Genomic DNA, 26,049 nt, shown 5'->3' with positions numbered 1-26,049 from the left:
ACCAGGGTCAGGGCTGCATGGCGGCGATATCGGCTTTGCATAAAGGGGACGGTAGTAGGTGAATGTGCGCGATTGTACAGCGCACGGATACCGCTATTATTTCCCGCTTCATACATTAAGTAACATAGTGTTCACCGGGCTTTACGCGTTTTTACTTTTTCGCTTTGCCTTCCTGTGCACCCAGCCTTGCCAGCACCTCTTCCGGCACCGCGATCACCGTGCCATGCCGCATGCGCACCGGCGTGCCTTCGTCCGGGAAGTGCATCCGGTCCGTCACGTCTTCCCACGTCTTCAGATCGCGCGAGCGCAGCGCGCCGTAGTGCTTCGTGGTGTACGCGTCGAAGTACATGATCACGTCCTGCCCCGCCTGGATCGCGGTCGGGCCTTCCACCCACAGGTCCGGCGGCGTGATCGGCGCCGACAGCGGCTTGAACGGCCCGCGCAGGTCCGGCGCCTCGGCCACCTGCAGGTACTTGCGCGGCGGCTTCACCGTTTCGTCCTTGACCACCAGCCAGTTCCGGCCGTTCGCCTTCACAAACGTGGCGTCGATGACGGAAAAGCCCGGATCGTAGAACAGCTGCGTGGGCGCGAAGGTGACGAAATCCTTCGTCGTCGTGTAGTACATGCGGTGGTTGTATTTCTGCTCCGACGAGCCGGCGGTCTCGGTGAACTTGCCCGGCACCGTGGATGCCCAGAAGATCAGGAATTCCCCGCGCCTGTCGTCGTACACGATCTCGGGCGCCCACGCGTTCAGCACGCCCGGTTCGTGCGCCATCACCGGCAGGGCCTTCTGCTCCGACCAGTTCATCAGATCCTTCGACGAGGCATAGCCGATGTTGTCCTCGTTCCAGCCGGATGTCCACACCATGTGGTACGTGCCGTCGGGCCCGCGCACGATGCACGGGTCGCGCATCAGTTTCGCGTTGCCCACCTTCGGCGCGAGGAAGCTCCTGCCACCGCCGACCTTCTCCCACCTGTAGGCGTCGGTGCTGGCGGCGAAGTGCAGGCCGTCCTCGCCGTTCTTCGTGAAGTAGGCGAACAGGTAGCCGTCGGCGGCCATGCAGGGCAGGGCACAGATCATCAGGCTGAAAGTCGGCAATGCCGCCGCGAGGAGTGTCCTGATCATCGGTTGGCTTCATCGCCCAGCGGGCGTTCGTTGGTGTAGCGGGGGCTCGGCACGACGGCGAACCTGTCGAACGGATCTGGGTGGGCCGGATCGAATGCGAAGCCGTCCACGATCTGCAGGGCCACCGGCAGCTTCGCGTCCTGCAGGCCGTTGACGATGGCCTTGGCCAGCAGGTAGGCGCCGTAGTTGCTATGGTGCGTGTTATCGAGCTTGTCGGGTGCCGGCAGCGCGAACGCGGCCTTGGAGCCTTCCACGCCGAGCGCCTGGTAGATCACCTTGCTGGTGGCGTTCAGGTCGATGTACGGCACCTTCAGTTCCGCGGCGGACTGGCTGGCGGCGGCGGCGTAATCGGTCAATGTCGATTTGGCCTTGCCGTTGGCATCGAAGCGGCGGCGCTCCATCGACGACACCACCACCGGCAGCCCGCCGGCGGCGCGCACCATCTCCACGTGCTGGCGCAGCTCGGCCTTGTAGGTGGTGAACGGCCCGCCGTTGCCCGCCTTGATCTGCTTCTGGTCGTTGTGGCCGAACTGGAGCAGCACCACGTCGCCCGCCTGCAATTGCGAGACGATCTTGTCGATGCGGCGGCGTGCCAGCGAATCGCGGAAGGTCTCGCCCGATTGCGCGTGGTTGGCCACGGCGATGCCCGGCTTGAAGAAGCGCGGCAGCATCTGGCCCCAGCTGGCATACGGCTCGCCCGGCTGGTCGCTGACGGTGGAATCGCCCAGCAGGAAAATGGTGGGCAGCGCCACGGGCCTGATCTCGACCTTGTCGGCGCCGCCGTGGATTTCCAGCGTGAGCCGCCTGTCCCAGTTCCACGCCTCCTGCACCGTTTCGCGCGGCACCTTCAGGTTGACGATGCCGGCCTTCACGCCGTTGTGCGCGGCGATCGCCGGCGTGCGCGTGTTGACGACGAACGTGCGCGTGACCGTCTGCCCGGCGGGTACCACGACGTTCTCCAGCATCAGCCGGCGCACCTCGGACTTGATCGTGTGCGTGCCCGGGCCCAGCGTGACGGTGACGGCCACGTTCCCTTCCGGGACGTCAGCCGAGAAGAACGTGGCGGCCGCCGTGTTGCCGGGTTCGAAGCCGAAGCCGCGCGCGGCGTCGTACGGGGCGGCGGGCGGCACGGCCGTGTAGCCCGGTGCCGGTTTGGCGGAGAAGTCGAAGCGCCACCCTTCGACGGGCATGGCGGCGAAGGCGGCGGGTGTGGCCAGGGAGAGGAGGAGGGCGAGGGGAAGTGTCTTCATGAGTAGAAGGGGAATGGTTGGCTGCGTTGTGTTCAAGGGCGTGGAGGCCAGGAGCCATGCGGGCGCTGGAAGGAATCAGCGGAGTACGGATGGCACGCGGGGCACCGGCGGCGCTTGAGGGTCTGGTGTCGGACAATTTTTTCTGGGCGGGTTATCCAGAAAAATTTGTCGGACACCGGTTTTCGGTGCCCCGTGCCGGTGCTCCTGAAAGCCGCTATGCCGGGGCTGGCTGCAAGCGCATGGGAAAACCGGTGTCCGACACCTTTTCTGGATGAACCGCCCAGAAAAAGTGTCCGACACCAGAAGCACCGGCGACACCGGAAGCTTCAGCTTACTTCACCGCCGCCAACTCCACCTTCACCGGCGCCTTCGCCCGCGCGGCCTGCAGCGCCACCTGCCGCGCCCACTCCTCCTTCGTCCTGATCTCGCCGGCACGGCTCCACGCGGCGCCCACGTAGTACGTGAGCGGCTTGCCGGAGGTGACCGGGGCGATCACGAAATCGTTGGCCCCGTCGGAGCCGGCTTCCTTCGCCGTCGGCACCACCACGGCCACGCCGAACGAGTCGTTGCTCTTCTGCGTGACCCACTGGCGCAGCGAGCCGTCGGCCGGCACGCGGTCGGTGGCGATCGACGGGTCCTGGCCCTTGTCGGTCGGCGTCTTGTTCAGGCCCACGACGGCGTTCAGCTGCGGCATTCCGGTGAAGGTAAACGTGCTGTCGATCCGGTCGAACCAGTGGCCGGCATCCACGGTGAAGCGCCGCACTTCCGATACCTTGGTGCCGGCCGCGTCGAACGCGTCGTAGGAGAGCTCGAAGATCGCGCGCACCGGGCCGTTCGCCAGCACTTTCCAGGTGGCGTAGTTGCGCGCGGAAACCAGCTTCGAGCCATCCCAGATGCCGGTGCCCCCGGCGCCCAGCGTGCGGCCCACGTTGTACATGTCCATGCCTTCGCCCTGGTCCACGTGGTAGTGGTCGTGGCCCTTGTTGTACCAGCGGTCCACGATCGGGTAGGGCACGCGCTTGAACCAGATGTCGTTGCCGCTGGTGACCAGCACTTCCTTGCCGCCGCCGGCCGGTGCCGGCGCGCCCAGGGCCGGGCCGTAGGTGCGGTGCGCCACCTTGTCGTTCTCCCACGCGAAGTCGTCCAGGCGCTCCTGCACGTAGCGCGCGTGCACCTTGGTCGGGAACGGCGGCGACACGGTTTCCGTTTTCTCCACGGTGAAGGTGGCGTTCTTTTCGCCGGCCTTGAAGTCGTGCTGGAAGATCAGTTCACCATAGGCGATGCCGCGGTTTTCCGGATCCTTCGCCTGCGGCGCCACGTTCGTCACCTGGTAGGGCAGCAGATTGCCGGCGGCGTCGCGCACGGCGATCTTCTGCAGCGCCGCGCCGGGCAGCACGCGGTTGACCTCCGACCACGGCACCGTGATCGTCTCGGCTGGGCGGGCCCCGTCGAGCGGGTTGGTGACGGTGATGGTCAGCTTTTCGGCATGGGCGGCGGGAAGGGCGAAGGCAGCGGAGACGACAAACGCGGCGGCGGCAGGCAGGAATCGATTGGTCATGTGTTCTCGCAGGTTGACAGCATGCTTGCAGGAATGGCAAACGAGTATCGGGAGTCGATCAGCAAGTGTCAACGCAAACGGATGATTCAATCAATAATGTGAGCAGTAAGCCAGCCGGTCCGGAACGGGCAGCTGGCCGCCTGGCCGCACCCGGCACGTGACCGATTGGGGCGCGGGTGATAAGCTGCCCGGATGACGGCCACGATCATCAAACAACCGGTTCCAGCCGCGAGCCGGCTGCACGGCGCCACCGCAAGTGCGCACTTCCACGACAGCTACCGCATGGCGCTGGCGCCCGATCCCCGTTCCGCGCTGCAGTTCTATCTCGACACGGTGGTGCACACGCCGCGCTGGGTCGACCGTCTGATGGCGCTGCGCAATGCCATCGTTTCGCGGCTCGGGCTGAAGGATCTCGGCGCGCTGGGCGCCATCGACCGCGCCAGGCCCGCCAGCGCCTACCGCCCCGGCGACCGGATCGGCATCTTCACGCTGCTGCACGTGAGCGACGACGAAGCGATCCTCGGCGACTCGGACCGGCACCTGGACGTGCAGGTGTCCGTCTACCGGCGCGATGGCGAAATTTCGATGTCGACCGTGGTGCATGTTCACCGGCTGCTGGGCCATGTCTACATGCTGTTCGTGGCGCCCGTGCACCGGCGCATCGTGCCGGCGGTGATGCGGCGGATGCGGTAGGCGGGCTGGCAGTCAGGTGGGCGTGTATGCGCGCCGCCACTGCTCAGCCATAGTGTCGCAGTGCCGCAACGGGGGCGTCTGTAATGATGCCGAGCAGCCTGTTCCGTACTCTGTCGATCAGCTCCTGCGGAGCATTTTCATTGGCGAGAATTTTCTCGGCTCGCGGATAGCCTGATCGAAGCGCCGCGTTGACATAGGCGGCGAGCAGGTAATTTTTCCTCCGGCAATCGTAGTGCAGGTCTGGCCTTCGCCGGGCGCTGCGCCGGTCGTTCAATACGGAAATCGTTTGCTCCGCAGTATCCGTGTTCTCCTGGAGAGAACGGCGATCCGGATCGCATTTGCGCTTGTGGGCGGAAAAAAGCACACGGCTTACGACATGTCCTGGAACATTTGCAGTCTGCAGGTACGCATCCGCTTCGGGCGTGCTGAGCATTTCCTGGAAGATCAGGCCGACGACCACATGCTGCGCGGTCAAAAGGTCCAAGCGTGCCTTCGAGTTCATGGCATTCACTACGGTCATGAGAGGCTTGAGTATGCTCTTGCCTGAGGCCGTTGTGTTACCAATTCCTCCAGTACGGCTGCCTTGTTGTTCCCGAAAGGCCTGGCAGCGCGGATATCTTCGTGCCGGGGCCGATCAGGCCAGCCACAGCCATTTTTGATATGATGCGCACCTGTCCGTGCCTTGGCGCCGTCCGCTTCGCCCGTCGCGGGCCCCGCCGTTGCCCATCCTTCGTCGGGAAGGTCTGTTTCGGCCTGCAGCGCCCGCGCCTGGCCTGGACGCGCCATCGACCTCGAATCCTTATTTCCGATGCCATTTCGTAGCAAATCCGCCGCACTGCGTCGTGAATTCAGGTGATTAATCTTCATACCCAGTGATACCAGCCATGCAGCCAGACACCTCCGCCCCAGACGCGAACGCAGAAGAATCCAGTCCCTACCGCGGCCGCCGCATCAGCGTGGCCCCGATGATGGACTGGACCGACCGCCACTGCCGCGTGTTCCACCGCCACATCACGAAGCACACCTGGCTGTACACGGAAATGGTGACCACCGGCGCGCTGGTCTATGGCGACGTGGAGCGCCACCTGCGCTTCAACGACGAAGAGCACCCGGTGGCGCTGCAGCTGGGCGGCAGCGATCCGAAGGACCTGGCCACGTCCGCGAAGCTGGGCGAGAAATGGGGCTATGACGAGATCAACCTCAATTGCGGCTGCCCGTCCGAGCGGGTACAGAAGGGTGCGTTCGGCGCATGCCTGATGGCCGAGCCCGAACTGGTGAGCGACTGCGTGAAGGCGATGCGCGACGCGGTATCGATCGACGTGACCGTCAAGCACCGGATCGGCATCGACGAGACGGAAAGCTACGATTTCGTGCGCGATTTCGTCGGCAAGGTAGCCGATGCCGGCTGCACCACGTTCATCGTGCATGCCCGCAACGCGATCCTGAAGGGACTGTCGCCGAAGGAAAACCGCGAGATTCCGCCGCTCAAGTACGAATACGCCTATCGCCTGAAGCGCGATTTCCCCCAGTTCGAGATCCTGATCAACGGCGGCATCAAGACCGAAGCCGAGATCGATGCGCACCTGGCGCACGTGGATGGCGTGATGCTGGGCCGCGAGGCGTATCACAACCCTTATTTGATGGCCACGTTCGACAGCAAGTATTACGGCGATACCGCGCCGGTGAAGAACCGCGAGGAAGTGCTGCGCGCGATGATGCCTTATATCGCCGCGCAGCTGGCGAAGGAGGGCGGGCGCGGGCTGAAGCTGAACACGATCACGCGGCATATGCTGGGGCTGATGCAGGGCCTGCCGGGGGCGCGGCAGTTCCGGCAGACGCTATCGGATTCGAAGCGGCTGGCGGCGGGGGATCCGGGGTTGCTGCTGGAGGCGTTCAGGCGGTGAGGGCACGGGTGGTACGTCCAGGATAGTAGTGTCCGGCATCGGACCTGAGTGCTTGTTCGACGCCAGGCCAACCGCGTGGTTGGCTGGAAAACCTTTATCCGATATCGGTTTCGTCTAAATGATTGGCACTGAAACCGGTGTCAGACACCAGAATCGAACACCCGAATCCGGGCTGAATCGGCCCGCACCAGAATCGCCATCACGCGCCATTTCAGGGCATTAATGCCCTGTTTTAGTTCATAAATGACGCGAAACGCTCACTTTTACGATCATTTCGCGCTGTTTGTCGTAATTTCCCCATAGAAAATCTCAATACGCATTTCTGCGTAGGATTTCGCTTGCCGCTCGGCAATCACCAGAACTATAATTTCCTTATGGACACATTTTTACTGGCCTTCATCCAGGCCGCGAAAGTGTGTCGCAGGAAGGAAAAACCACAGCCGTTTCGCGTTTTCTTCCTCTTGTTTTGCATTCGCAGTCAATCTTTGTTACTGTCAGTAATTGCGCAGTGGCAATTTTAAGTGAGTTGGGTAAATCTTCTCACCGGGCATCTACAACAACCGCTAACAACGAAGAGCCGAAATGAATTTGAGCAAAATGAAGGTGGGTAGCCGTCTGGCACTCGGTTTCGCACTGGTACTGGCTTTCCTGGTCGCCGTGACCGTCGTCGGCATCTTCCGCCTGGCGCAGATCCAGGATCGCCTCGATCACGTGGTAACCGTGAACAACGTGGTGACCCGCATCGTGATCGACATGCGCAACAACGTGGCCGACCGTATCGGCTCGCTGCGCGTGCTGACGCTGATGTCGGACGCGGCCGACATGGAACCGGAATTCGCCCGCCTGAAGGAGCAGACCGCCAAGTACGAAGCCGAGCTGAAAAAGCTGGAAGCCAAGTTCGCGGTCGAAGCGTCGCAGGAAGAAAAGAAACTGCTGGCGCAGATCAAGGAGCATGAAGCCTTGGCGATGCCCGCCATCGAACGCGCTTCGCAGTTCTGGCTGGCCAACGACGCGATGAGCGCCACCCGCGTGCTGATCAAGGAAATCCGTCCGGCGCAGAAGAAATGGATGGAAGCGCTGGACCAGCTGGGCGCGCTCGAAGACAAGGTGAACAAGCAGCTGACGATCGATGCCCGCGAAGGCTTCGTCAGCGCCCGCAACTTCATGATCGGCATGGGCGTACTGGCCGTGCTGATCTCCGTGATCGCCGCCATCGTCATCACCCGCGGCCTGCTCAAGCAGCTGGGCGGCGAACCGGATTACACCGCGTCGATCGCCGGCAGCATCGCCGACGGCGACCTGTCGGTAACGATCGACACCTCGGCTGCCGCCAAGGAAAGCCTGCTGGCCGAGATGGCGGCAATGCGCGACAGCCTGGTGGGCATCGTCAGCCAGGTGCGGGTGGGTACCGAAACGATCGGCACCGCTTCCCGTGAAATCGCGGCCGGCAATATCGACCTGTCGTCCCGTACCGAAATGCAGGCATCGTCGCTGGAAAAGACCGCTTCGGCGATGGAAGAACTGACCTCCACCGTGAAGCAGAACGCCGACAACGCCCGTGAAGCCAACCAGCTGGCCGCCAGCGCCTCCGACGTGGCCAGCAAGGGCGGCGCCGTGGTGTCGCAGGTGGTGGACACGATGAGCTCGATCAACGAATCGGCCAAGAAGATCGTCGACATCATCGGCGTGATCGACGGCATCGCCTTCCAGACCAACATCCTGGCGCTGAACGCCGCCGTCGAGGCGGCACGTGCCGGCGAACAGGGCCGCGGCTTCGCCGTGGTGGCCTCCGAGGTGCGCAACCTGGCACAACGCTCGGCCAACGCCGCGAAGGAAATCAAGGGCCTGATCGGCGACTCCGTCGAGAAGGTGGAGCGCGGTTCGAAGCTGGTGGGCCAGGCCGGCGTGACGATGGACGAAGTGGTGGCCTCGGTGCGCCGCGTGACCGACATCATGGGCGAGATCGCCAGTGCCAGCCAGGAACAGAGCGCCGGCATCGAGCAGGTGAACCAGTCGATCATCGAGATGGACAGCATGACGCAGCAGAACGCCGCGCTGGTGGAAGAAGCCGCCGCCGCCGCGCAAAGCCTGCAGGACCAGGCCGGCGAACTGACCCGCGTGGTGTCGATCTTCAAGCTGGAAGCGGGCGAAGAGCGCGCCGTGATCGCCGCCGTGGCCACCGCCGCGAAGGCCGTGCCGACCACCGCCAGCGTGAAGCAGGTGGCCAGGCCGGTGGCGAAACCGGCACCGGCCCGCAAGCCGGCGCAGGCCATCGCTCATAGCGCTACCACGGCCAAGCCGAAGAAAGTGGCTGCCGCGGCCACCGCCGGCGACGAGTGGGAAGAATTCTGAGTATCGAAGCGAAAGCTTCAAGCCGCAAGCATCGAATCACAAAGTATTGAGTCACAAAGTATTGAATCGCAAGCATCGAATCCGCAGTACCGAAATTTAAACTTTAACTAATCTCTGGAAAAAAACATGAACAAGCACCTGATCGGTTTTATCGCTGCAACCCTGGTTTCGAGCGCCGCTTTCGCCGCCGAAGTGCCGGCATCCGTGGATGCCCGCAAATGCCAGGCCGAATATCCAAAGGCCTCGCTGATGAACGAAGAGCAGGGCGCCGTGTCGATGGCCTTCCTGGTATCGGCCAGCGGTGAAGTGGTGGAATCGAAGGTGGAAAAGTCGAGCGGCTTCAAGAACCTGGACAAGGCCGCCGTGAAGGCGCTGTCCGCATGCAAGTTCAAGCCGGGCACGAAGGATGGCGCCGTGGCGCAGACCTGGACCAAGGTCGACTACGTCTGGGCACTGTAATCAACTGAACTGAATAAAAAAGGGGAAATCAGATGTCTGCAAACAAGCGTTGGATGGGTGTGATGGCTGCGGTGATCTTCGCGGGTGCTGCATCCGCCGCGGAAGTGCCGGCTTCTTTCGACAGCAAGAACTGCAAGGCGGATTATCCGAAGGCCTCGCTGATGAACGAGGAGCAGGGCACCGTGTCGATGTCGTTCCTGGTGTCGGCCGGCGGCGATGTGAAGGATTCCAAGCTCGACAAGTCGAGCGGCTTCAAGAACCTGGACAAGGCGGCGATCAAGTCGCTGTCCGCCTGCAAGTTCAAGCCGGGCTCGAAGGACGGCGCGCCGGCCGAGACCTGGGCCAAGGTCGACTACGCCTGGAAGCTGGACTGATTTCCCCTGGTTTCACATTTTTGTTTGCCTCCCGAAGCCGGCGCATGCCGGCTTTTTTTCGTCCTCTGCTTCGTCCCCTTTTTCGTCTTCTTTCCGCCGGCGGTTGCGCCGTTTGGTTACACGCGCGCACATCTGTTAATCTCGGTGTAGTAAATCGTTATAGATAAGTGACCCGAATCAATCGACTGCGATCCATGAAAACGCCGCTTTGCCTGTCCCTGATGTCCCTGACGCTGCTGTCCGGTTGCAGCATGATGCGCAACCAGAACGACCCGGTGCGCGCCCAGCAGACCGTTTCCGTCATCAACGCGATGACGTGGACCAATCCGCTATCCGGCAAGCGCGACGGCGTGCGCACCACCTGGCCGCTGGCAACGCTGGCCGGCCACGAGGAAATCTTCCCGCTCGCGCAGATCAACAACTGCCCGGCAAAGGCGGGGGCCGCGGCGGTGCCGTGCGCGTGGGGCGTGCTGAGCGCATCGCGCAATATCAGCCGCTATGACTACATGAACGGCGGCATCACGCTCGACCTGGACCTGCTGGTGGACGTGCACCGGCGCCAGCAGGACCGGCGCCGCAACTTCCACACGTCGATGGCGATCCCCGCCGACGTGCCCGCGCTGCAATACCGCAAGGCCACGCAGCAGGGCGTGGCGCTGCCCTACGGAAAGGTGTACCGCATCGATCTCGACTACGGCATGCGCTTCGAGATCTGTGCCCAGCGCCTGGACCAGAATGGGCGCGCGCTCGACCAGTGCGACATACCGTATATCTAGTTCGATTCATGGACGGATTCCGATGCAGGCATCGAATCCGCACCCCCCGCACGATACAAACGAACGTGCGCCCGTTAATTGCCACATACCGTATATTGAATTTTACAAATCAACCAACGGAGGAAGCGATGGCGCAATCGAAATCGACGGGGTCCCAGAACAAGCAGTCCGCCACCGAAGCTGATGCCAAGGCAACGCCTTCGGACAAGAAAGCGAAGCAGGGCAAGGACGCGGCGAGCCACACCAAGGCCGGCAGCAACGAAGGCGCCGGCGGCGGCAAGAAGCAGGACAGGAAGCACTAATTTGTTTGACGATTTACGGCCGCGCGTTCATTGAGAGAGGAACGCGCGGTTTTTTATTCGACGTCCGTATGCCGTCATGTTTTTCCAACGCCTGTTGCGCCCGGTTTTCCGCATTCGTTTCAACGTTGTTGGCCGCTGTAACCGTGTGTAAATCCACGGCACGCACGCCAAAAATTCCCTATAGTTCATTATTGGGAAGGAGATTCATCATGAAGAGATCGTTGATTTTGCCTGCGGGCTTGCTGGGCGTGGCGGCATTGCTGGGCGGCTGTGCCGTGCCGGGCCCGTATTACGCCGCACAGCCCGTCGATCCGTATGCGTGGCGCACCGTTTCCGTCACGCCGGTGGCGCCGGGCACCGCGGCCCGCGCTGGGTCGTCGGTGACGTACACCACCGAGCCGATGCCTGCGCCGACCGTCACTTACGTGCAGCAACCGGTCTACGTACCGCAGCCCGTATATGCACCTGCGCCGGTATATGGATATGGCGGACCGTCATACTGGTACCCGCCGGTGTCGATCGGCCTGGACTTCGTGTTCAGCAATCGTAGCGGGCGCGGCTGGGGCCATGGCGGCTATGGCCGCGGACGTGGCTGGGGCCGGCGCTGATCGCGAACGGTCTTCCTGCTGCCGAAGGGCTTAGTGCAGCAGGAAGAACGTCGCGTTATGCATCATATCGGTGGAGCACAGCAGATAGGTGGATGCGCCGACGATGCCGAGCAGCAGGGTACCGAAGGTGAGAGGGATGTGCCGTAACATGATGTGCTCCTTTTGACTTAAAGCTATCTTAAGAGAGCGGCGCTGCGGAATCATCGGTAAAAGGTTCGCGAAATTGTAGGAATAATGCTCGTGGAAATGCGCAGCCCGTCAGGCCTGCGCATTTTGCTTTTACGCTGTTGTTTTTCGGTCGCGTTCAACGCCGGCCGAACGTGATCACGTTGCTTTCCGGCGCCGTGTCGAGCGCGTCCGACTGCTTCAGCCAGGCCACCAGGAATTCCGGATGCTTGATGCTGATGCCGGCGCCGTCGATGTGGCCGACCAGCTCCATCGTGGAGGCGTTCATCTTCGCCTTCGATACGGTGGGCGCCACCATTACCAGGCGGTCATACGCCTTGCGCACCTTGTTTTCCCACTTGTGCAGGCTGCTGTCATCGAAACGGTTGGCTTCGAAGTAGACGGTGAGCGTGCCGTCGGGATTACCAAACCCGACGATGCCGGCACCCTTGCGGATCGCCGTCGTGCTGCCCATGTCCATCAGTTCGGTCGGAACGAACACGCCGGCCCGCCCATCGAGGCCCGGGCGCTCGGTTGGGGTGTCCTTGCTGTACGTGGTGAATTCTTTCGAGAGGGTAGCGGCTTCGGACATGATGGGAGGCTTATTGGTATTTGGTAATACCAATATTCTACCGGCAAAAAAGTTCCGTAGCGCAACTTGGTGGAAATTTTTAAAACGATCGTCCGGCGGAACAACGGTTCGGATGACGCGTCGTGTCAGGCGACCCGCAAGCCCAGCTCGCTGACCAGTTCGGCGGCCTGGCGCGGCGTGATCCAGGCACCCTGGAACAGTTTCACATCGGCCAGGGTAAGACCGCCGAGATCGGCTTCGCGCAGGTCGGCATTGTCGAAGCGTGCCTGCTTCAGGTTCGCATTGCGCAGGCTGCCGCCTTCGAACACGGCGTCGCGGAAATCGCACGCGGCCAGGTCGGCATCGGAGAAATCGAGCTGCGGCAGCTTCGCCTTGCGGAACGACATGCGGCGCAGGTCCGCGCCGATCAGCAGGCATTCGTCGAACGTGAGGCCAAGGTGGGCCGCTTCCTCGAAACTGGCACCCGTGAGCTTGCAGCTCTTGAGCGTTGCCGAAGCGAGGCGCGTGCGGCGCCAGCTGCTGTTGTTCAGGTCGCAGCTGTGGAATTGCGCATCCGTGAGATCGGCCGCCTCGAAATCCGCCTGCCGGCCACGGCAGCGCCGCCATGACGTGTGCGCCAGCGTGGCCGCGTAGAACGACGTCTCGGCGATGCTGCAGCCGGTGAACGAGGCGCCGCGCAGGTCGAGCCGGGACAGGTCGGCACCGTCGAGGTCGCAATCCTGGAAGGCGGGCGTACCGTGGGCGAGGGCCGCTTCCACATCGGCGCGGGTGAGGGTTTGTCCAGCGATTTGCATCTCGATGCTCCGGAAAACAAAAAAGGCCACCTGCCGGAGCGGGTGACCTTCTTCATCGAATTCGGTGGGGTGGCTGATGGGGCTCGAACCCACGACAACAGGAATCACAATCCTGGACTCTACCAACTGAGCTACAGCCACCACTGAACTACATTTTCTGTTTCACCAGTTGTGCAACAGAGGCCGCATTATATACAGCCGATTGGCATTTGGCAAACCCCTATTTTCGTGAAATTTCCTCAAAACCAGGGACGGACCCTGTTTTTCAGGAAATTTCCTCAAAAACAGGGTCCGTCCCTATTTTTTAGACTTCGATGCCTTCGACTTGCGGGGTGAGCGCGAGCAGGGTGCGGAAGGCTTCGGCGAGCACGGCGGGGCTGGCGGTGGTGTAGCCGCGCAGGTGGGGCACGCCGGCGGGGCGCTGCAGGCCGGCGCCTTCGAGCAGGCGGGCGAGCTGGCGGGCGACGGCGTCGCCGGTGTCGATCAGCGTGACGGGAGACGAAGCATCGTGCGACGCATGCCGCGCGGCCACGTCGCGTATCTGCTCTTCGACGAACGGGTAGTGCGTGCAGCCCAGCACCAGCGTATCGGCTCCGTCATCGAGCAGCGGCGCCACGTACTGGTCCAGCAGTGCCATCGTCGCTTCCGAGCCCAGCTGGCCCAGCTCGATCTGGTCGACGAGCCCGATGCACGGCTGCAGCAGGAACTCGGTGCCGGTGGCGCTGGCGACCTGGTCGCGCAATGTGAGGAATTTTTCGCTGTGCAGCGTGCGGTCGGTGGCGAGCACGCCGACCTTGCCGGAGCGGGTGGCCGCGGCGCCGGGTTTCAGGCCCGGTTCCACGCCGACGATCGGCATGCCCGGCCACTCGGTGCGGATCGCCTTGATGGCGGCCACGGTGGCGGTATTGCAGGCCACCACCAGCGCCTTGCTGCCTTGCCCGAACAGGAATGCGGCGATGGCGAGCGAGCGCTGCACCACCCATTCTTCCGAGCGGCCGCCGTAGGGCGCGTGGCCGGAATCGGCGAAGTAGATCAGGTGCTCGTGCGGCAGCTGCGCATGGATATGGCGCAGCACGGAGAGCCCGCCCAGGCCGGAATCGAACACCCCGATCGGGGAATTCGCATTCACGGCAGTTGTATCGCGGACGGGCTGGGTCATCACGGGCTCCAGGTTAAAGATGAAGAGAGATCAAGCCTGTGCAAGACGCAAAACCGGTGCCCGAAGAGTAATGTCGTGCACCAGGGACGTTCGAGACTGCATGCAGCGTCGAGGGACTGGTGTCGGACACCGGGTTTTCGGTGTCGGACACCGGTTTTCAGCACCGGAGTCGACAAACGCTGGCGAAAACCGGTGTCCGACACCTGAAGGTGTCCGACACCAGTAGCTCGAGCGGTATCGAAATCCGCTTACCTGGCAGGCAAGGAGCGTGCTACTTGAAGTCAAGCCGGCACCGCAGCAGCCGCCGCGTTCTTCAACGACTCGATCTTCACCGACCACTCCTTCGGCCCCGTGGTATGCACCGAAGTACCGGTGGAATCCACGGCCACGGTCACCGGCATGTCGACCACGTCGAACTCGTAGATCGCTTCCATGCCCAGGTCGGCGAAGCCGACCACGGTGGCGCTCTTGATCGCCTTCGAGACCAGGTAGGCGGCGCCGCCCACGGCCATCAGGTAGGCCGAGCCGTGCTTCTGGATCGATTCGATCGCCACCGGGCCGCGCTCGGCCTTGCCGACCATCGAGATCAGGCCGGTCTTCTCCAGCATCATGTCGGTGAACTTGTCCATGCGGGTGGCCGTGGTCGGGCCGGCCGGGCCGACCGCCTCGTCGCGCACCGGGTCCACCGGGCCCACGTAGTAGATCACGCGGTTGGTGAAGTCCACCGGCAGTTCCTCGCCCTTGGCCAGCATGTCCTGGATGCGCTTGTGCGCGGCATCGCGGCCGGTCAGCATCTTGCCGTTCAGGAGCAGCGTCTGGCCCGGGGTCCACGATGCCACTTCTTCCCTGGTCAGCGTATTCAGGTCCACGCGCTTCGATTTCTCGGTATCTGGCGCCCACGACACGTCCGGCCAGTCCGACAGCTTCGGCGGCTCGATGTAAGCCGGGCCGGAGCCATCCAGCACGAAGTGCGCGTGACGGGTCGCCGCGCAGTTCGGGATCATCGCCACCGGCTTGGAAGCCGCGTGGGTCGGATACATGTTGATCTTCACGTCCAGCACGGTCGTCAGGCCGCCCAGGCCCTGCGCGCCGATGCCCAGCGCGTTGACCTTGTCGCACAGCTCGATGCGCAGCTCTTCGAGCTTGTTCTGCGGGCCGCGCTTTTTCAGCTCGAACATGTCGATGTCTTCCATCAGCGATTCCTTCGCCAGCAGCATCGCCTTCTCGGCGCTGCCGCCGATGCCGATACCCAGCATGCCCGGCGGGCACCAGCCGGCGCCCATCAGCGGCACCGTCTTGAGCACCCAGTCCACCAGCGAGTCCGATGGGTTCAGCATCACGAACTTGGTTTTGTTCTCGGAGCCGCCGCCCTTGGCCGCGACGCCCACTTCCACCGTGTTGCCCTCGACCAGTTCCATGTGCACCACGGCCGGCGTGTTGTCCTTGGTGTTCTTGCGTTCGAAGTGCGGGTCCGCCACGATCGATGCGCGCAGCTTGTTGTCCGCGAAGTTGTACGCGCGGCGCACGCCTTCGTTGACTGCATCCGTGACCGTGCCCCTGAAACCTTCGAAGCGGACGCCCATGCCGATCTTCAGGAACACGTTGACCATGCCGGTATCCTGGCAGATCGGCCGCTTGCCCTCGGCGCACATGCGCGAGTTGGTCAGGATCTGCGCGATCGCATCCTTGGCGGCCGGGCTCTGCTCCGATTCGTAGGCGCGGGCCAGGTGCTGGATGTAGTCGGCAGGGTGGTAATAGCTGATGTATTGCAGCGCTGCCGCCACGGATTCGATCAGGTCGTCTTGCTTGATGATGGTCATGACTTTTCTCTTGCGATTGGCTGGATTAGTGATGCTTGGAACCGTTTTGCGTGCCAGTCATCAAGCGGTCGGTATAAGCGATCGCCATGGCGGACAGCAGGAATGCAACGTGGATGCCCGTTTGCGCGAGCAGCGTCTTGGCGTCGTACACCTGGGCGTTGATGAACGTCTTCAGCAGGTGGATCGACGAAATGCCGATGATCGCCGTGGCCAGCTTGGTCTTGAGGACCGAGGCGTTCACGTGCGACAGCCATTCCGGCTGGTCCGGATGGTCTTCGAGGTGCATGCGCGAGACGAAGGTTTCATAACCGCCCACGATCACCATGATCAGCAGGTTGGAGATCATGACCACGTCGATCAGGCCAAGCACCACCAGCATGATGGTGGTCTCGTTGAGTTTTGTCGGCGGCGGCGCGTTCGGCACGGTGACGGCCGCGATGATGTGCTGCAGCGCCGCTTCGTTGCCCAGTGCGGCACCGATCAGATCCTTCAGTTCGACCCAGAAGTGGAAGACATACACGCACTGCGCCAGGATGAGACCCAGGTACAGCGGCAGCTGCAACCAGCGGGACATGAAGATAAACGAGGCGATCGGATTGATGCGGCGTGCGTGCGGGTGATTCGGATCGGACATCGAGTAGCAACTCCTGTGATAAATGCGGATAAAAACCCCCGACATTCTACACTCGTCAGCTTCTTGCCGCAGCTCAAGGCCCCATTTTCAGCGGCCCGCACGGGCCCCTGTGGCGCCGTTTCATCGCTGTTTAAGAAATGTGACTAAAATGAAAGTATTGCCCTTGCCGACAGCGGCGCCGGTGAAAAATGCCCTGTAAGGGCACTGTAAGCGCCCCGCCGTACTGTCATGGCAAACAACTACCACAATGGAGACAAGCATGAACGCACCAGCACAAACCACCGAGCAGCAAGGCCAGCCGGAATCGCGCGTGTTCGCGCCGCCCGCGCGGTTCGTCACGCAGGCCACCGTGTCGGGCATGGAAGCCTACAACGCGCTGTGCGCCGAAGCCGAGCGCGACTACGAAGGCTTCTGGGCCCGCCTGGCGCGCGAGCACGTGGAATGGCAAACGCCGTTCACCCGCACGCTGAACGAAGACAACGCGCCGTTCTACAAGTGGTTCGAGGACGGCAAGCTGAACGTGTCGTACAACTGCCTGGACCGCAACCTGGCCAACGGCAACGCCGACAAGACCGCCATCATCTTCGAGGCGGACGACGGCAAGGTCACCAACGTCACCTATAAAGAGCTGCACGAGAAAGTGTGCAAGTTCGCCAACGGCCTGAAATCGCTCGGCATCAGGAAGGGCGACCGCGTGGTGATCTACATGAGCATGTCCGTGGAAGGCGTGGCCGCCATGCAGGCCTGCGCGCGCATCGGCGCCACGCACTCCGTGGTGTTCGGCGGCTTCTCGGCCAAGAGCCTGCAGGAGCGCATCATCGACGCCGGCGCCGTGGCCGTGATCACCGGCGACGAGCAACTGCGCGGCGGCAAGCAGCTGCCGCTGAAAGCCATCGTGGACGAAGCGCTGGCGCTGGGCGGCTGCGACACGATCAAGAACGTGGTCGTGTACAAGCGCACCGGCGGCAACGTGGGCTTCACGGAAGGCCGGGACATCTGGCTCTCCGACCTGGTGGACAAGCAGAGCGCCGAGTGCGAGCCGGAATGGGTGGAAGCGGAGCACCCGCTGTTCATCCTGTACACCAGCGGCTCCACCGGCACGCCGAAGGGCGTGCAGCACGCCACCGGCGGCTACCTGCTGTGGGCCGCGCTGACGATGAAGTGGACCTTCGACCTGAAGCCGAGCGACGTGTACTGGTGCACCGCCGACATCGGCTGGGTAACCGGCCACACGTACATCGCCTACGGCCCCACGGCCGCCGGCGCCACGCAGATCATCTTCGAAGGCGTGCCCACTTACCCGCACGCGGGCCGCTTCTGGGAAACCGTGCAGAAGCACAAGGTATCGATCTTCTACACGGCCCCGACCGCGATCCGCTCGCTGATCAAGGCATCGGAAGCGGACGACAAGGTGCATCCGAAGAGTTTTGATATCTCCTCGCTGCGCCTGCTGGGCACCGTGGGCGAGCCGATCAATCCGGAAGCCTGGATGTGGTACTACCGTAACGTTGGCCAGGAAAAGTGCCCGATCGTGGACACGTTCTGGCAAACGGAAACGGGCGGCCACATGATTACGCCGCTGCCGGGCGCCACGCCGATGGTGCCGGGGTCCTGCACGCTGCCGCTGCCGGGCATCATGACCGCCATCGTGGACGAATCCGGCGCCGACGTGCCGAACGGGCAGGGCGGTATCCTGGTCGTGAAACGCCCATGGCCTTCAATGATCCGCACCATCTGGAACAACCCGGAACGTTTCAAGGCCGGCTACTTCCCCGAGGAGCTGGGCGGCAAGTACTACCTGGCCGGCGACGGCGCGATCCGCAACAAGGACACCGGCTACTTCACCATCACCGGCCGCATCGACGACGTACTGAACGTGTCCGGCCACCGCATGGGCACGATGGAAATCGAATCCGCCCTGGTGGCCAACCCGCTGGTGGCCGAAGCGGCAGTCGTCGGCCGGCCGGACGAGACCACCGGCGAATCGATCTGCGCCTTCGTGGTGCTGAAGCAGGCGCGGCCTACCGGGGAGGATGCCAAGAAGCTGGCTGCCGACCTGCGGAACTGGGTAGGCAAGGAGATCGGGCCGATCGCCAAGCCGAAGGAGATCCGCTTCGGGGACAACCTGCCGAAGACCCGCTCCGGCAAGATCATGCGGCGCCTGCTGCGCGTGTTGGCCAAGGGCGAGTCGATCACGCAAGATGTTTCCACGCTGGAGAACCCGGCGATCCTGGAGCAGCTCAAGGAAAGCGCCTGAGCTGCTTGCTGGCTGGGTTAACCCGCGGCGGTAGGGGACGGGTCCCGGTTCTCGCGGTTGGGACCTGTTCCCGGCTCTTCAGCCCGGGGCTTTCGAGGCCTGCTTTCGGCTGTCGAGCCCGCCGCATTGATGCCTGCGTACCTTTCTTCGAAAAAACTTTGCACTCTACAACCCAACTGCTATAATTTGCGCCTCTCGCGATGCGGGAGAGCAGGAGAGATGGATGAGTGGTTTAAGTCGCACGCCTGGAAAGCGTGTTTAGGTTCATAGCCTAACCGGGGTTCGAATCCCCGTCTCTCCGCCAGGAATACAGAAAAAAGGCCACCCTCGGGTGGCCTTTTTCATTCCTGCCGGAGAGAAGTAGGGCCCCTGCGGGCCCTGCGGCGGGGATTCGAAGGGCGCACGCTTGCAAGCGCAGCCCTATCCGAATCGCCCATTTGTCGTTGAGGCGCCGGCGCCCGCTTGCGGGCGGCGGTGGCTCAACGGCGGCGCGCGGCAAGGGCGCGCGTCGTATGCTCCGCTCTGTTCTGGCAAGGATTTTTGCGCACATGCTTTTCTACATGCTGTGCTGAAGCACAAGCATCTTCACCTACCGCACTTGCCGATCACCACGCACCGGCCCATTGAGCAACCTCAAAAAAACCGCCACCTCTCCATGTAATCATCACTTTTCCCACCGGAAAGTGCCGCATGGAAAAACTCCTCCCATACTACGAACGCCAGCTCTTCCTCCTGCGCCAGCTGATGGCCGAATTCGCCCAACGCTTCCCCAAGCTGGCCAGCAAGCTTGGCATCTCCGGCGAAGAATGTTCCGACTCCGGCATCCAGCGCCTTCTCCAGGTCACGGCGCTGCTGTGCGCCCGCATCGCCCGTAAGATCGACTACGGCCATGCACGATTCACGAACGACCTGCTCGGCATCCAGGCGCCGTTCTACCTGCGTCCCATTCCCTCATGTTCGGTAGCGCAGGTGGAAGACACTGGTAGCCCCACGATCACCACCATCCCGCGCGGCACCCACCTGCGCACCAAAGGCTCAACGCCGTATGGTTTTCGCACCGCCTACGAAGTGACGCTTGGCCCTATCACGATCACCGCCCGGTTCATTCCCCGCCCCGATGTACCAACCACGCTTCGCCTTCCACCAGGAATTGGCTGCGGAATCGCGATCGCGATCGAAGCCACCGACCCGGCCATCACCCTCGATGAAGTCGCACGTTCCCCTGTACGCGTGTTCATCGATGCTGATGGCCCAATACGCACCGCACTGTATGACGCGCTGTTCATGCGCAACAGGTGCACCTGCGTCGAGTCGGATCAGCAATGGCGCAAGTTGCCGGCGCTGCCGCTCTTGCCGGTAGGCTTCTCGAAAGAACACGCGCTGCTGCCAACGCCATGGCAACAGGAGGAGAGCATGCGCCTGCTGACGGAATATTTTGCGTTCCCCGACAAGTTCGACTTCTTCGATATCGACCTGAAGGCGGTTCTGGCAAACGGCTCGGCCGACCCGCGCCGTCTTGTACTGCACCTGCTCCTGCCGGACCTGCAACACACGACCACGCCCGAGCTGTTGCGCACGCTCCCGCCAACGGCACTGCGGCTGGGCTGCACGCCCGTCATTAACATGTTTGCACACGCGGCAACGCCGATCCGTCTCCGCAAGCGCCGCAGGACGTACGACCTGATTGTGCCCCGTATTGGCGACGCGAAAAGCACCGTGTACAGCATCGATACCATGAAACTGCTGCACAAGACGGACGCCGGCAGCATGGCCATCGACATGCAGTGGTTCTACGAAAAAGATTTCCATACCCGGCATTGCTGGCTGCTCGAGCTCGCGGATGCATCCTTTGGGACGACGGACACGGTGTCGTTCGTCAACGAGGTGCAAGAGCCGTTGGACCTGAATGCGGGCACCGTGGACGTGCAGGTGACTTGCACCAACGGCGACCTGCCATGTTCGCTGCCGATCGGCCGTCCGGAAGGCGATCTGGCCAGCGACCAGGATATCGGCGGCCGTCCGATCCGTCTGCTGCGCAAGCCATCTTCCTCGCTGCTCCTCGCGGATACGCCGAAAGGCCACTGGGAAGTGATCAGTGTCGGCCACGCAAGCCACCGGAGCCAGACGCAGGTCGACCTGAAGGCTTTGATGTTCCTGCTGCGCATGCATGCCCGGCCCGAGTGCGCCATAACGGCGCGGCAATTGACCGGCATTCTCGGCGTGTCGCGCTGCGTGGTGCAGGAATGGCTCAAGTTCAAGGTGGGCTCCGCGCTGACAAAAGGGCACGAGGTAACTCTCATCATCGACGAAGCGGCGTTCGCTGAACGCAGCATCTCCGTCTTCGCACGGGTAATGGAACGGGTTTTTGTCTACTACCTGGTCTGGCCGCATTTCCTCCGCCTCAACGTGGTTGGGATGGATGGCCAAGTGTTGATCAAGGGCGCGCTGCTGTATGGGCCGCAGTCTCCGGCCTAGGAGCGCTACCCGTGAGTACCAAAAGCATATTCATCATTTAGCTGGTCGTAAATAGTTGCAGTGCGATCAGTTTGCGGGCTGTCGCCGCATCTTGTCGCCTGCCCTGCAGCGCAGGCATTTCCACTACCCCGCTGACTGATGCCTATGCACGCGACACCTGCGCAGCATCAAAAAACCTGTAGTTCTCCCATGCAATCATCAGCTTTCTTACAGGAAAGTGCCTCATGGAAAAAATTCTTCCGCACTATGGACGCGAACTCACCCACCTGCGCCACGGAATAAGTGAGTTTGCCTATTGCTTCCCCGATGCTGCCGGAATGCTTAAGATCTCTGGCGGAGAAAGCTCCGATCCCGGTGTGCAGCGTGTCATGCACGGCACCGCATTGCTATGCGCCCATCTCGCCAGGAAGCTGGAATATGGCTATGTGCGACTCACGAATGACCTGCTCGGTATTCAATCGCCGTTCTACCTGCGTCCAATCCCGTCCTGCTCGGTAGTGCAGATCGGCGCCATGGCTGGCTCTTCGGTCACATCCATTCCGCGCGGCACCGAGCTGCGCAGCAAGGGCACATCGTCGTGCGGGTTCCGCACCGTCTACGATGTGGTCCAGGCACCGATCCTGGTCACCGCCCGGTTCATGCCGCGCGTCGACGTGCCAGCCACGCCTGACATCCCAACCGGTGTCGGCTGCGGTATCGCGATCACGATCGAGACCACCGATCCGGCCATCGCTTTCGGTGCAGCCACCAATTCGCCAATGCGCGTGTACATCGATGCCGATGGCCCGGCGCGTGCTGCACTTTACGACGCGATCTTCATGCGTTCGCTGTGCACCTGCGTGGAATCGGAACAGCAATGGCATAAATTGCCTGCGCCGCCGTTTTCACCTGTGGGTGCTTTGAAAAACGAAGCGCTGCTGCCAACGCCATGGCGCCAGGAAGGTAGCCTGCGCCTGCTGACGGAATACTTTGCATTCCCCGACAAGTTCGACTTCTTCGATATCGACCTGAAAGCGGTGCTGGCGCACTGCCCGGCAGGCACGCGGCGCCTGGTGCTGCACCTGCTCCTGCCCGACCTGCACCATACGACGGCTGACCTGCTGCGCGCGCTGCCGGCGACGGCGTTACAGCTAGGCTGCACGCCCGTCATCAACATGTTTTCGCACGCAACTACACCGATCCGCCTCCGCAAGAGCCGCAACAAATACAACCTGGCCGTGCCACACGTGGGCAATGCGAAAGCCGTCGTGTATAGCATCGATGCCATGCAGCTGTTGCAGAACGCGACTCGCGGCGGCGCAGCCATCGATTTGTCATGGTTTCTTGCGAAGAAGCTCAACACCCCGTACTTCTGGCTGTTCGAGCTTGCGGATGCCACCTACGGAACGCCGGACACCGTGTCGTTTGTCGACCGTGTACCCAAGCCGGTCGAGCTCGACGAAGGGACGGTGGACGTGCGGGTGACCTGCACCAACGGCGATCTGCCATGTTCCCTGCGGATCGGCAGCCCCGACGGCGATTTGACCAGTGACCAGGATATCGGCGGCCGCCCGATCCGCATGTTGAGCAAACCGACCGCACCGTTGCTCCTGGCAGACCAGCCTGATGCGCACTGGGAACTGGTTGCCTTCGCTCACGCCAACCATCAGAGCATGACGCAGATGCACTTGCCGACCCTGCTTTCTTTGCTGCGGATGCATGCACGACCCGATTGCGTGGTGACGGCGCAGCAGCTATCCGGCATTGTTGATGTCTCGCGTTGCAGGATCCAGGAGTGGGTCGAGTTCCTGGATCACTGTACCCTGCAGTACGGATACGAGGTAAGCCTCACCATCGACGAGGCGGCTTTCAAGGGCCGCAGCATCTCGGTATTTGCGCAGTTAATGGAACGCTTCTTCGCCTATTACTTGACTGCGCCCAATTTCCTCCGTCTCCACGTGCTCGGGAAGGATGGCCAGGTATTGATACGGGGCACGCAGCAGCTTGGCCCGCAATCTCCTGCCTAGGATCCACCATGAACATCACCGGTGCCTTCGTCAATTTCCTGGTGGCCCATCGCGACCTCGTCACCGCAGCCCGCCCGTTGCGGCTGCGGGTGGATCATCCCTCCATGATGATGGAAGACGTGCTGCTGCCACAGCGCGTGGACGGCCACGAAACCTTCTGCGGCGGTTTCGAGTACCGCGTGCAGTGCATGGCGCTGGACGCCAACCTGCCACTGAAGGAGTTCATCGCGCTGCCCGCCGCGATCGACATCGTGACCGACCGAGGCAAGCTGCGCAGCGTTTGCGGCGTGGTCACCGAAGCCTGGGCCGGCGATAGCGACGGCGGCCTGGCCAGCTACCAGCTCGTGATCCGCGACGTGCTCGCCGTGCTTGAAAAGCGCATCAACACACGTGTGTTCCGCAACCTCACCGAACCGGAGATCGTGCAGGGCATGCTGAGCGAATGGCTGCGCCAGAACCCGATGCTGGGCACGGTCATCGCTTTGGAGACGGACAACATCTTCGACAACATGCAATACCCGCGGCGGGAATTCACGATGCAGCATAACGAATCGGATGCGGCATTCATCCGGCGACTGCTGAAACGCCGCGGCATCGCATGGTTCTTCCGACCCGACGCTACCCAAAAACTCCCGGCACACCGCATGTGCCTGCTGAACCGCTACGAGAGCGCGCAGGAAAACGCGGCCGGCACCGTGCGCTACCACCGTGACGCATCGACCGAGGAGCGCGACAGCATCACCGCCTGGAACGCGGTGCGCACGTTGCAGCCTTCGTCCGTGGCGCGGTACAGCTGGGATTACCGGGCACCGCTCGCATCGGACCTGATGCACATGCGCACCGAAGGCGAAGCGAGGCAGGGCCCGAAAGAACACAGGCTGGGCGCTGTGCTGGATGACTACCAGGTGCTGATGCCGCATGCCGGCGACAGCCCTGCCGACTTCAGGGCGCTCGGCGGCCTGGCGATGAAGCGGCACGATTTTGAAACGAAGTGTTTTACCGGCGAGGGCTCGGTACGCGATTTTCGTGTGGGCGAATACTTTGCATTGGCCGGCCATCCCGAGATCGACCGGCACCAGGATATCGATCGGGAATTTGTCATCACCGAATTGCACATCGCCGTGCAGAACAACCTGCCGAGGGATTTGTCCGACCGGGTTGCAGGGCTGTTCGCCCGCAGCGGCTGGGCGAATGACGACCTGAACAGGCGGCCAGTGAAGATGCAGTTCACCGCGGTACGGCGCGGCATTGCGCTGGTGCCAGCATATGACCCGCGCGTGGATCTGCCGCCCGTGCACATGCAGAGCGCCATCGTGGTCGGGCCGGAAAGCGAAGAAGTGCATTGCGACGCGATGGGGCGGGTGAAGATTCGCTTTCCAGGCACGCGGGAGGAAGACCACATTTCCAATCCGGGTGCGTCGAACCGTGAATCCGATTCGGCATGGGTGCGCGTGGCAACCAGCTGGGCGGGGAATGGGCCTGGCTATGACCAGTGCGGATCGCTCTCCCTGCCGCGGGTGGGCAGCGAGGTGCTGGTTTCCTTCCTGGGCGGCGATCCGGACAAGCCCGTGATCGTGGGGCAGATGTACAACCAGCATGCCACGCCGCCGGCATTGAGCAAGGCGGGGGACTTGCCGGGAAACCGGTATCTGTCCGGGATTCGCAGCAGGGAAGTGAAGGGTGGGCGGCGTGGGAATCAGTTGCGGTTTGATGATACGAAGGGGCAGATCAGTGCGCAGCTGGGAAGTGACCACAGCGCTGCACAGTTGAATCTGGGCATGCTGACAACGCCGCGAGCGAGCGGATACGCAGAGCCGCGAGGCGATGGTGCCGAATTGCGGGCTGAGAGTGCTGTCGCAATCCGTGGGCCTGGCGGCATCCTGATATCTGCAAGGGCTGATCGTGATGGCAGCCAATTGAGCCGCAGTGAATTGATTGGCACCGCGGCCATGCTTAATGCAGTGGCTGAACAACTGAGCAGCATGGCCCAGACGCATTCAGGTGATGACGCTTTGCAGGGAGAGCTGGAACGCCTCTGCGAAAAAATCAGCAAGTGGGACGGTGCAAAGGCGCCGGCCGCAGTCATCGCCGCCAGTGCACCGGAAGGCATTCTGCTCGCCAGCGAACGCAACGTTGCCGTCGCTGCACAGACCGCACTCGATTTGCTATCTATAAAAGATGCCCAGGTCGCCGCTGGCGGCAATGTGCTGGTGCGCGCCATGCGCGGTATCAGCCTGTTTGCCCACAAGTTGGGCATGAAGTTGATTGCGGCGTCGGGCAACGTGGTGATCCAGAGCCATAACGGTGATATCGAGCTTACTGCTACCGGCACTGTGAAGATCAACGCTGGCAAGCGGATCGAGCTGCAGGCTCCGGAGATCCGTCTGGCGAGCAAGGGAGCTCAGGTCGACTACGGCGACGGCAAGGTGATCCAGCAGTGTACCGACGCCTATACGATCAGATCCGCGTCATTCGAGCATGTCAAAGGCGGCGGTGGAAGTGCTGCGGACATCAAGTTTCCTAGCACGAAGATGGAGACCGATGAACGTGTCGTACTGATCAGCTCGCAGAATGACAAACCAGTAGCCGGGCGTCGGTATCGACTTGAGCTGCCGGACGGCTCTGCAATTGAGGGCATTACAGATAGCGAAGGACGTACTGAGCTCGTTACTAGCGAAGAGCTTGGCGAAATAAATGTGATTATCTATCCGGAAGACAAACCCTTGTGAGGTCATTATGGCATCG

Annotated in this window: 22 protein-coding genes and 2 tRNA genes; 14 read left to right on the top strand and 10 right to left on the bottom strand. The window is 62.3% G+C overall.

Annotated elements, in window-relative coordinates; genetic code table 11:
• Nucleotides 1-151: 151 nt before the first annotated feature.
• Together GJV26_RS07775 and GJV26_RS07770 are read right to left on the bottom strand one after the other, a co-directional pair.
• A complete protein-coding gene (locus tag GJV26_RS07775) occupies nt 152-1,126 on the bottom strand; it encodes a glycoside hydrolase family 43 protein (protein WP_155708329.1) in 975 nt (324 codons plus the stop codon).
• On the bottom strand, nt 1,123-2,376 hold the full coding sequence (locus GJV26_RS07770; RefSeq protein WP_155708328.1) for a rhamnogalacturonan acetylesterase: 1,254 nt from the start codon (nt 2,374-2,376) through the stop codon (nt 1,123-1,125). The genes GJV26_RS07775 and GJV26_RS07770 overlap by 4 nt, the downstream gene beginning before the upstream one ends.
• Nucleotides 2,377-2,432: 56 nt before the next feature.
• On the opposite strand from GJV26_RS07770, the gene GJV26_RS07765 reads away from it, so the two are divergent.
• A complete protein-coding gene (locus GJV26_RS07765; RefSeq protein ID WP_155708327.1) occupies nt 2,433-2,651 on the top strand; it encodes a hypothetical protein in 219 nt (72 codons plus the stop codon).
• A gap of 56 nt (nt 2,652-2,707) precedes the next feature.
• Here GJV26_RS07765 and GJV26_RS07760 read toward each other — a convergent pair whose 3' ends face one another.
• Nucleotides 2,708-3,934 carry a DUF4861 family protein gene (locus GJV26_RS07760; RefSeq protein ID WP_155708326.1) on the bottom strand — a complete coding sequence of 409 codons (1,227 nt, stop codon included), beginning with the start codon at nt 3,932-3,934 and terminating at the stop codon, nt 2,708-2,710.
• A gap of 192 nt (nt 3,935-4,126) precedes the next feature.
• Between GJV26_RS07760 and GJV26_RS07755 the strand changes: the two genes are divergently transcribed.
• The gene (locus tag GJV26_RS07755; protein WP_155708325.1) at nt 4,127-4,627 is read left to right on the top strand and encodes a DUF2867 domain-containing protein; all 501 of its coding nucleotides are present in this window, start codon (nt 4,127-4,129) and stop codon (nt 4,625-4,627) included.
• A gap of 43 nt (nt 4,628-4,670) precedes the next feature.
• Here the strand turns inward: GJV26_RS07755 and GJV26_RS07750 are convergent, their stop codons facing one another.
• The gene (locus GJV26_RS07750) at nt 4,671-5,147 is read right to left on the bottom strand and encodes a hypothetical protein (protein WP_155708324.1); all 477 of its coding nucleotides are present in this window, start codon (nt 5,145-5,147) and stop codon (nt 4,671-4,673) included.
• 364 nt (nt 5,148-5,511) lie between these two features.
• Between GJV26_RS07750 and dusA the strand changes: the two genes are divergently transcribed.
• From dusA to GJV26_RS07720, 7 genes are all read left to right on the top strand, one after another.
• A complete protein-coding gene (dusA, locus tag GJV26_RS07745; RefSeq protein ID WP_155708323.1) occupies nt 5,512-6,531 on the top strand; it encodes a tRNA dihydrouridine(20/20a) synthase DusA in 1,020 nt (339 codons plus the stop codon).
• A 582-nt stretch (nt 6,532-7,113) separates the two neighbouring features.
• Nucleotides 7,114-8,883 (top strand): methyl-accepting chemotaxis protein, encoded by a 1,770-nt coding sequence (locus GJV26_RS07740; protein WP_229419206.1) that lies wholly within the window; start codon nt 7,114-7,116, stop codon nt 8,881-8,883.
• A 126-nt stretch (nt 8,884-9,009) separates the two neighbouring features.
• Nucleotides 9,010-9,342: an energy transducer TonB gene (locus GJV26_RS07735; protein ID WP_155708322.1), complete on the top strand. Its 333-nt coding sequence runs from the start codon at nt 9,010-9,012 to the stop codon at nt 9,340-9,342.
• 62 nt (nt 9,343-9,404) lie between these two features.
• Nucleotides 9,405-9,716 carry an energy transducer TonB gene (locus GJV26_RS07730; RefSeq protein WP_229419205.1) on the top strand — a complete coding sequence of 104 codons (312 nt, stop codon included), beginning with the start codon at nt 9,405-9,407 and terminating at the stop codon, nt 9,714-9,716.
• A 194-nt stretch (nt 9,717-9,910) separates the two neighbouring features.
• Nucleotides 9,911-10,492 (top strand): hypothetical protein, encoded by a 582-nt coding sequence (locus GJV26_RS07725; protein WP_155708320.1) that lies wholly within the window; start codon nt 9,911-9,913, stop codon nt 10,490-10,492.
• A gap of 128 nt (nt 10,493-10,620) precedes the next feature.
• On the top strand, nt 10,621-10,794 hold the full coding sequence (locus GJV26_RS29775; protein ID WP_173346166.1) for a hypothetical protein: 174 nt from the start codon (nt 10,621-10,623) through the stop codon (nt 10,792-10,794).
• A gap of 209 nt (nt 10,795-11,003) precedes the next feature.
• A complete protein-coding gene (locus GJV26_RS07720) occupies nt 11,004-11,402 on the top strand; it encodes a hypothetical protein (RefSeq protein WP_155708319.1) in 399 nt (132 codons plus the stop codon).
• 304 nt (nt 11,403-11,706) lie between these two features.
• Here GJV26_RS07720 and GJV26_RS07715 read toward each other — a convergent pair whose 3' ends face one another.
• The 6 genes from GJV26_RS07715 to GJV26_RS07690 all read right to left on the bottom strand — a co-directional run bounded on the left by GJV26_RS07715 (nt 11,707) and on the right by GJV26_RS07690 (nt 16,566).
• The gene (locus GJV26_RS07715) at nt 11,707-12,159 is read right to left on the bottom strand and encodes a hypothetical protein (protein WP_155708318.1); all 453 of its coding nucleotides are present in this window, start codon (nt 12,157-12,159) and stop codon (nt 11,707-11,709) included.
• Between the two features lie 125 nt (nt 12,160-12,284).
• Nucleotides 12,285-12,953, bottom strand: coding sequence for a pentapeptide repeat-containing protein (locus GJV26_RS07710; protein ID WP_155708317.1), 669 nt, complete (start codon nt 12,951-12,953; stop codon nt 12,285-12,287).
• Nucleotides 12,954-13,018: 65 nt separating this feature from the next.
• Nucleotides 13,019-13,094 (bottom strand) — tRNA-His (locus GJV26_RS07705).
• Nucleotides 13,095-13,257: 163 nt separating this feature from the next.
• A complete protein-coding gene (murI, locus tag GJV26_RS07700) occupies nt 13,258-14,112 on the bottom strand; it encodes a glutamate racemase (protein ID WP_155708316.1) in 855 nt (284 codons plus the stop codon).
• Nucleotides 14,113-14,393: 281 nt separating this feature from the next.
• Entirely contained in the window at nt 14,394-15,932 is a 1,539-nt protein-coding gene (locus GJV26_RS07695) for a fumarate hydratase (protein ID WP_155708315.1), read from the bottom strand.
• A gap of 25 nt (nt 15,933-15,957) precedes the next feature.
• On the bottom strand, nt 15,958-16,566 hold the full coding sequence (locus tag GJV26_RS07690) for a YqhA family protein (protein WP_155708314.1): 609 nt from the start codon (nt 16,564-16,566) through the stop codon (nt 15,958-15,960).
• A gap of 259 nt (nt 16,567-16,825) precedes the next feature.
• On the opposite strand from GJV26_RS07690, the gene acs reads away from it, so the two are divergent.
• From acs to GJV26_RS07665, 5 genes are all read left to right on the top strand, one after another.
• Nucleotides 16,826-18,823 (top strand): acetate--CoA ligase, encoded by a 1,998-nt coding sequence (gene acs / locus GJV26_RS07685; protein ID WP_155708313.1) that lies wholly within the window; start codon nt 16,826-16,828, stop codon nt 18,821-18,823.
• Between the two features lie 213 nt (nt 18,824-19,036).
• Nucleotides 19,037-19,127: transfer RNA gene (locus tag GJV26_RS07680), tRNA-Ser, on the top strand.
• Nucleotides 19,128-19,513: 386 nt separating this feature from the next.
• Nucleotides 19,514-21,298: a type VI secretion system baseplate subunit TssF gene (gene tssF / locus GJV26_RS07675; protein WP_155708312.1), complete on the top strand. Its 1,785-nt coding sequence runs from the start codon at nt 19,514-19,516 to the stop codon at nt 21,296-21,298.
• A 224-nt stretch (nt 21,299-21,522) separates the two neighbouring features.
• The gene (tssF, locus tag GJV26_RS07670) at nt 21,523-23,304 is read left to right on the top strand and encodes a type VI secretion system baseplate subunit TssF (RefSeq protein WP_155708311.1); all 1,782 of its coding nucleotides are present in this window, start codon (nt 21,523-21,525) and stop codon (nt 23,302-23,304) included.
• An 8-nt stretch (nt 23,305-23,312) separates the two neighbouring features.
• On the top strand, nt 23,313-26,033 hold the full coding sequence (locus GJV26_RS07665) for a type VI secretion system Vgr family protein (protein ID WP_229419204.1): 2,721 nt from the start codon (nt 23,313-23,315) through the stop codon (nt 26,031-26,033).
• Nucleotides 26,034-26,049: the final 16 nt, after the last annotated feature.

Source organism: Pseudoduganella dura, from assembly GCF_009727155.1.
Lineage (GTDB): Bacteria > Pseudomonadota > Gammaproteobacteria > Burkholderiales > Burkholderiaceae_D > Rugamonas > Rugamonas dura.
This window is presented reverse-complemented; position numbering and strand designations above follow the sequence as displayed.

Coding starts and splice junctions, on each gene's coding strand:
- GJV26_RS07775 (WP_155708329.1), bottom strand. CDS start 1,126: ATGATCAGGACACTCCTCGCGGCGGCATTGCCGACTTTCAGCCTGATG.
- GJV26_RS07770 (WP_155708328.1), bottom strand. CDS start 2,376: ATGAAGACACTTCCCCTCGCCCTCCTCCTCTCCCTGGCCACACCCGCC.
- GJV26_RS07765 (WP_155708327.1), top strand. CDS start 2,433: ATGCGGGCGCTGGAAGGAATCAGCGGAGTACGGATGGCACGCGGGGCA.
- GJV26_RS07760 (WP_155708326.1), bottom strand. CDS start 3,934: ATGACCAATCGATTCCTGCCTGCCGCCGCCGCGTTTGTCGTCTCCGCT.
- GJV26_RS07755 (WP_155708325.1), top strand. CDS start 4,127: ATGACGGCCACGATCATCAAACAACCGGTTCCAGCCGCGAGCCGGCTG.
- GJV26_RS07750 (WP_155708324.1), bottom strand. CDS start 5,147: ATGACCGTAGTGAATGCCATGAACTCGAAGGCACGCTTGGACCTTTTG.
- dusA (WP_155708323.1), top strand. CDS start 5,512: ATGCAGCCAGACACCTCCGCCCCAGACGCGAACGCAGAAGAATCCAGT.
- GJV26_RS07740 (WP_229419206.1), top strand. CDS start 7,114: ATGAATTTGAGCAAAATGAAGGTGGGTAGCCGTCTGGCACTCGGTTTC.
- GJV26_RS07735 (WP_155708322.1), top strand. CDS start 9,010: ATGAACAAGCACCTGATCGGTTTTATCGCTGCAACCCTGGTTTCGAGC.
- GJV26_RS07730 (WP_229419205.1), top strand. CDS start 9,405: ATGGCTGCGGTGATCTTCGCGGGTGCTGCATCCGCCGCGGAAGTGCCG.
- GJV26_RS07725 (WP_155708320.1), top strand. CDS start 9,911: ATGAAAACGCCGCTTTGCCTGTCCCTGATGTCCCTGACGCTGCTGTCC.
- GJV26_RS29775 (WP_173346166.1), top strand. CDS start 10,621: ATGGCGCAATCGAAATCGACGGGGTCCCAGAACAAGCAGTCCGCCACC.
- GJV26_RS07720 (WP_155708319.1), top strand. CDS start 11,004: ATGAAGAGATCGTTGATTTTGCCTGCGGGCTTGCTGGGCGTGGCGGCA.
- GJV26_RS07715 (WP_155708318.1), bottom strand. CDS start 12,159: ATGTCCGAAGCCGCTACCCTCTCGAAAGAATTCACCACGTACAGCAAG.
- GJV26_RS07710 (WP_155708317.1), bottom strand. CDS start 12,953: ATGCAAATCGCTGGACAAACCCTCACCCGCGCCGATGTGGAAGCGGCC.
- murI (WP_155708316.1), bottom strand. CDS start 14,112: ATGACCCAGCCCGTCCGCGATACAACTGCCGTGAATGCGAATTCCCCG.
- GJV26_RS07695 (WP_155708315.1), bottom strand. CDS start 15,932: ATGACCATCATCAAGCAAGACGACCTGATCGAATCCGTGGCGGCAGCG.
- GJV26_RS07690 (WP_155708314.1), bottom strand. CDS start 16,566: ATGTCCGATCCGAATCACCCGCACGCACGCCGCATCAATCCGATCGCC.
- acs (WP_155708313.1), top strand. CDS start 16,826: ATGAACGCACCAGCACAAACCACCGAGCAGCAAGGCCAGCCGGAATCG.
- tssF (WP_155708312.1), top strand. CDS start 19,514: ATGGAAAAACTCCTCCCATACTACGAACGCCAGCTCTTCCTCCTGCGC.
- tssF (WP_155708311.1), top strand. CDS start 21,523: ATGGAAAAAATTCTTCCGCACTATGGACGCGAACTCACCCACCTGCGC.
- GJV26_RS07665 (WP_229419204.1), top strand. CDS start 23,313: ATGAACATCACCGGTGCCTTCGTCAATTTCCTGGTGGCCCATCGCGAC.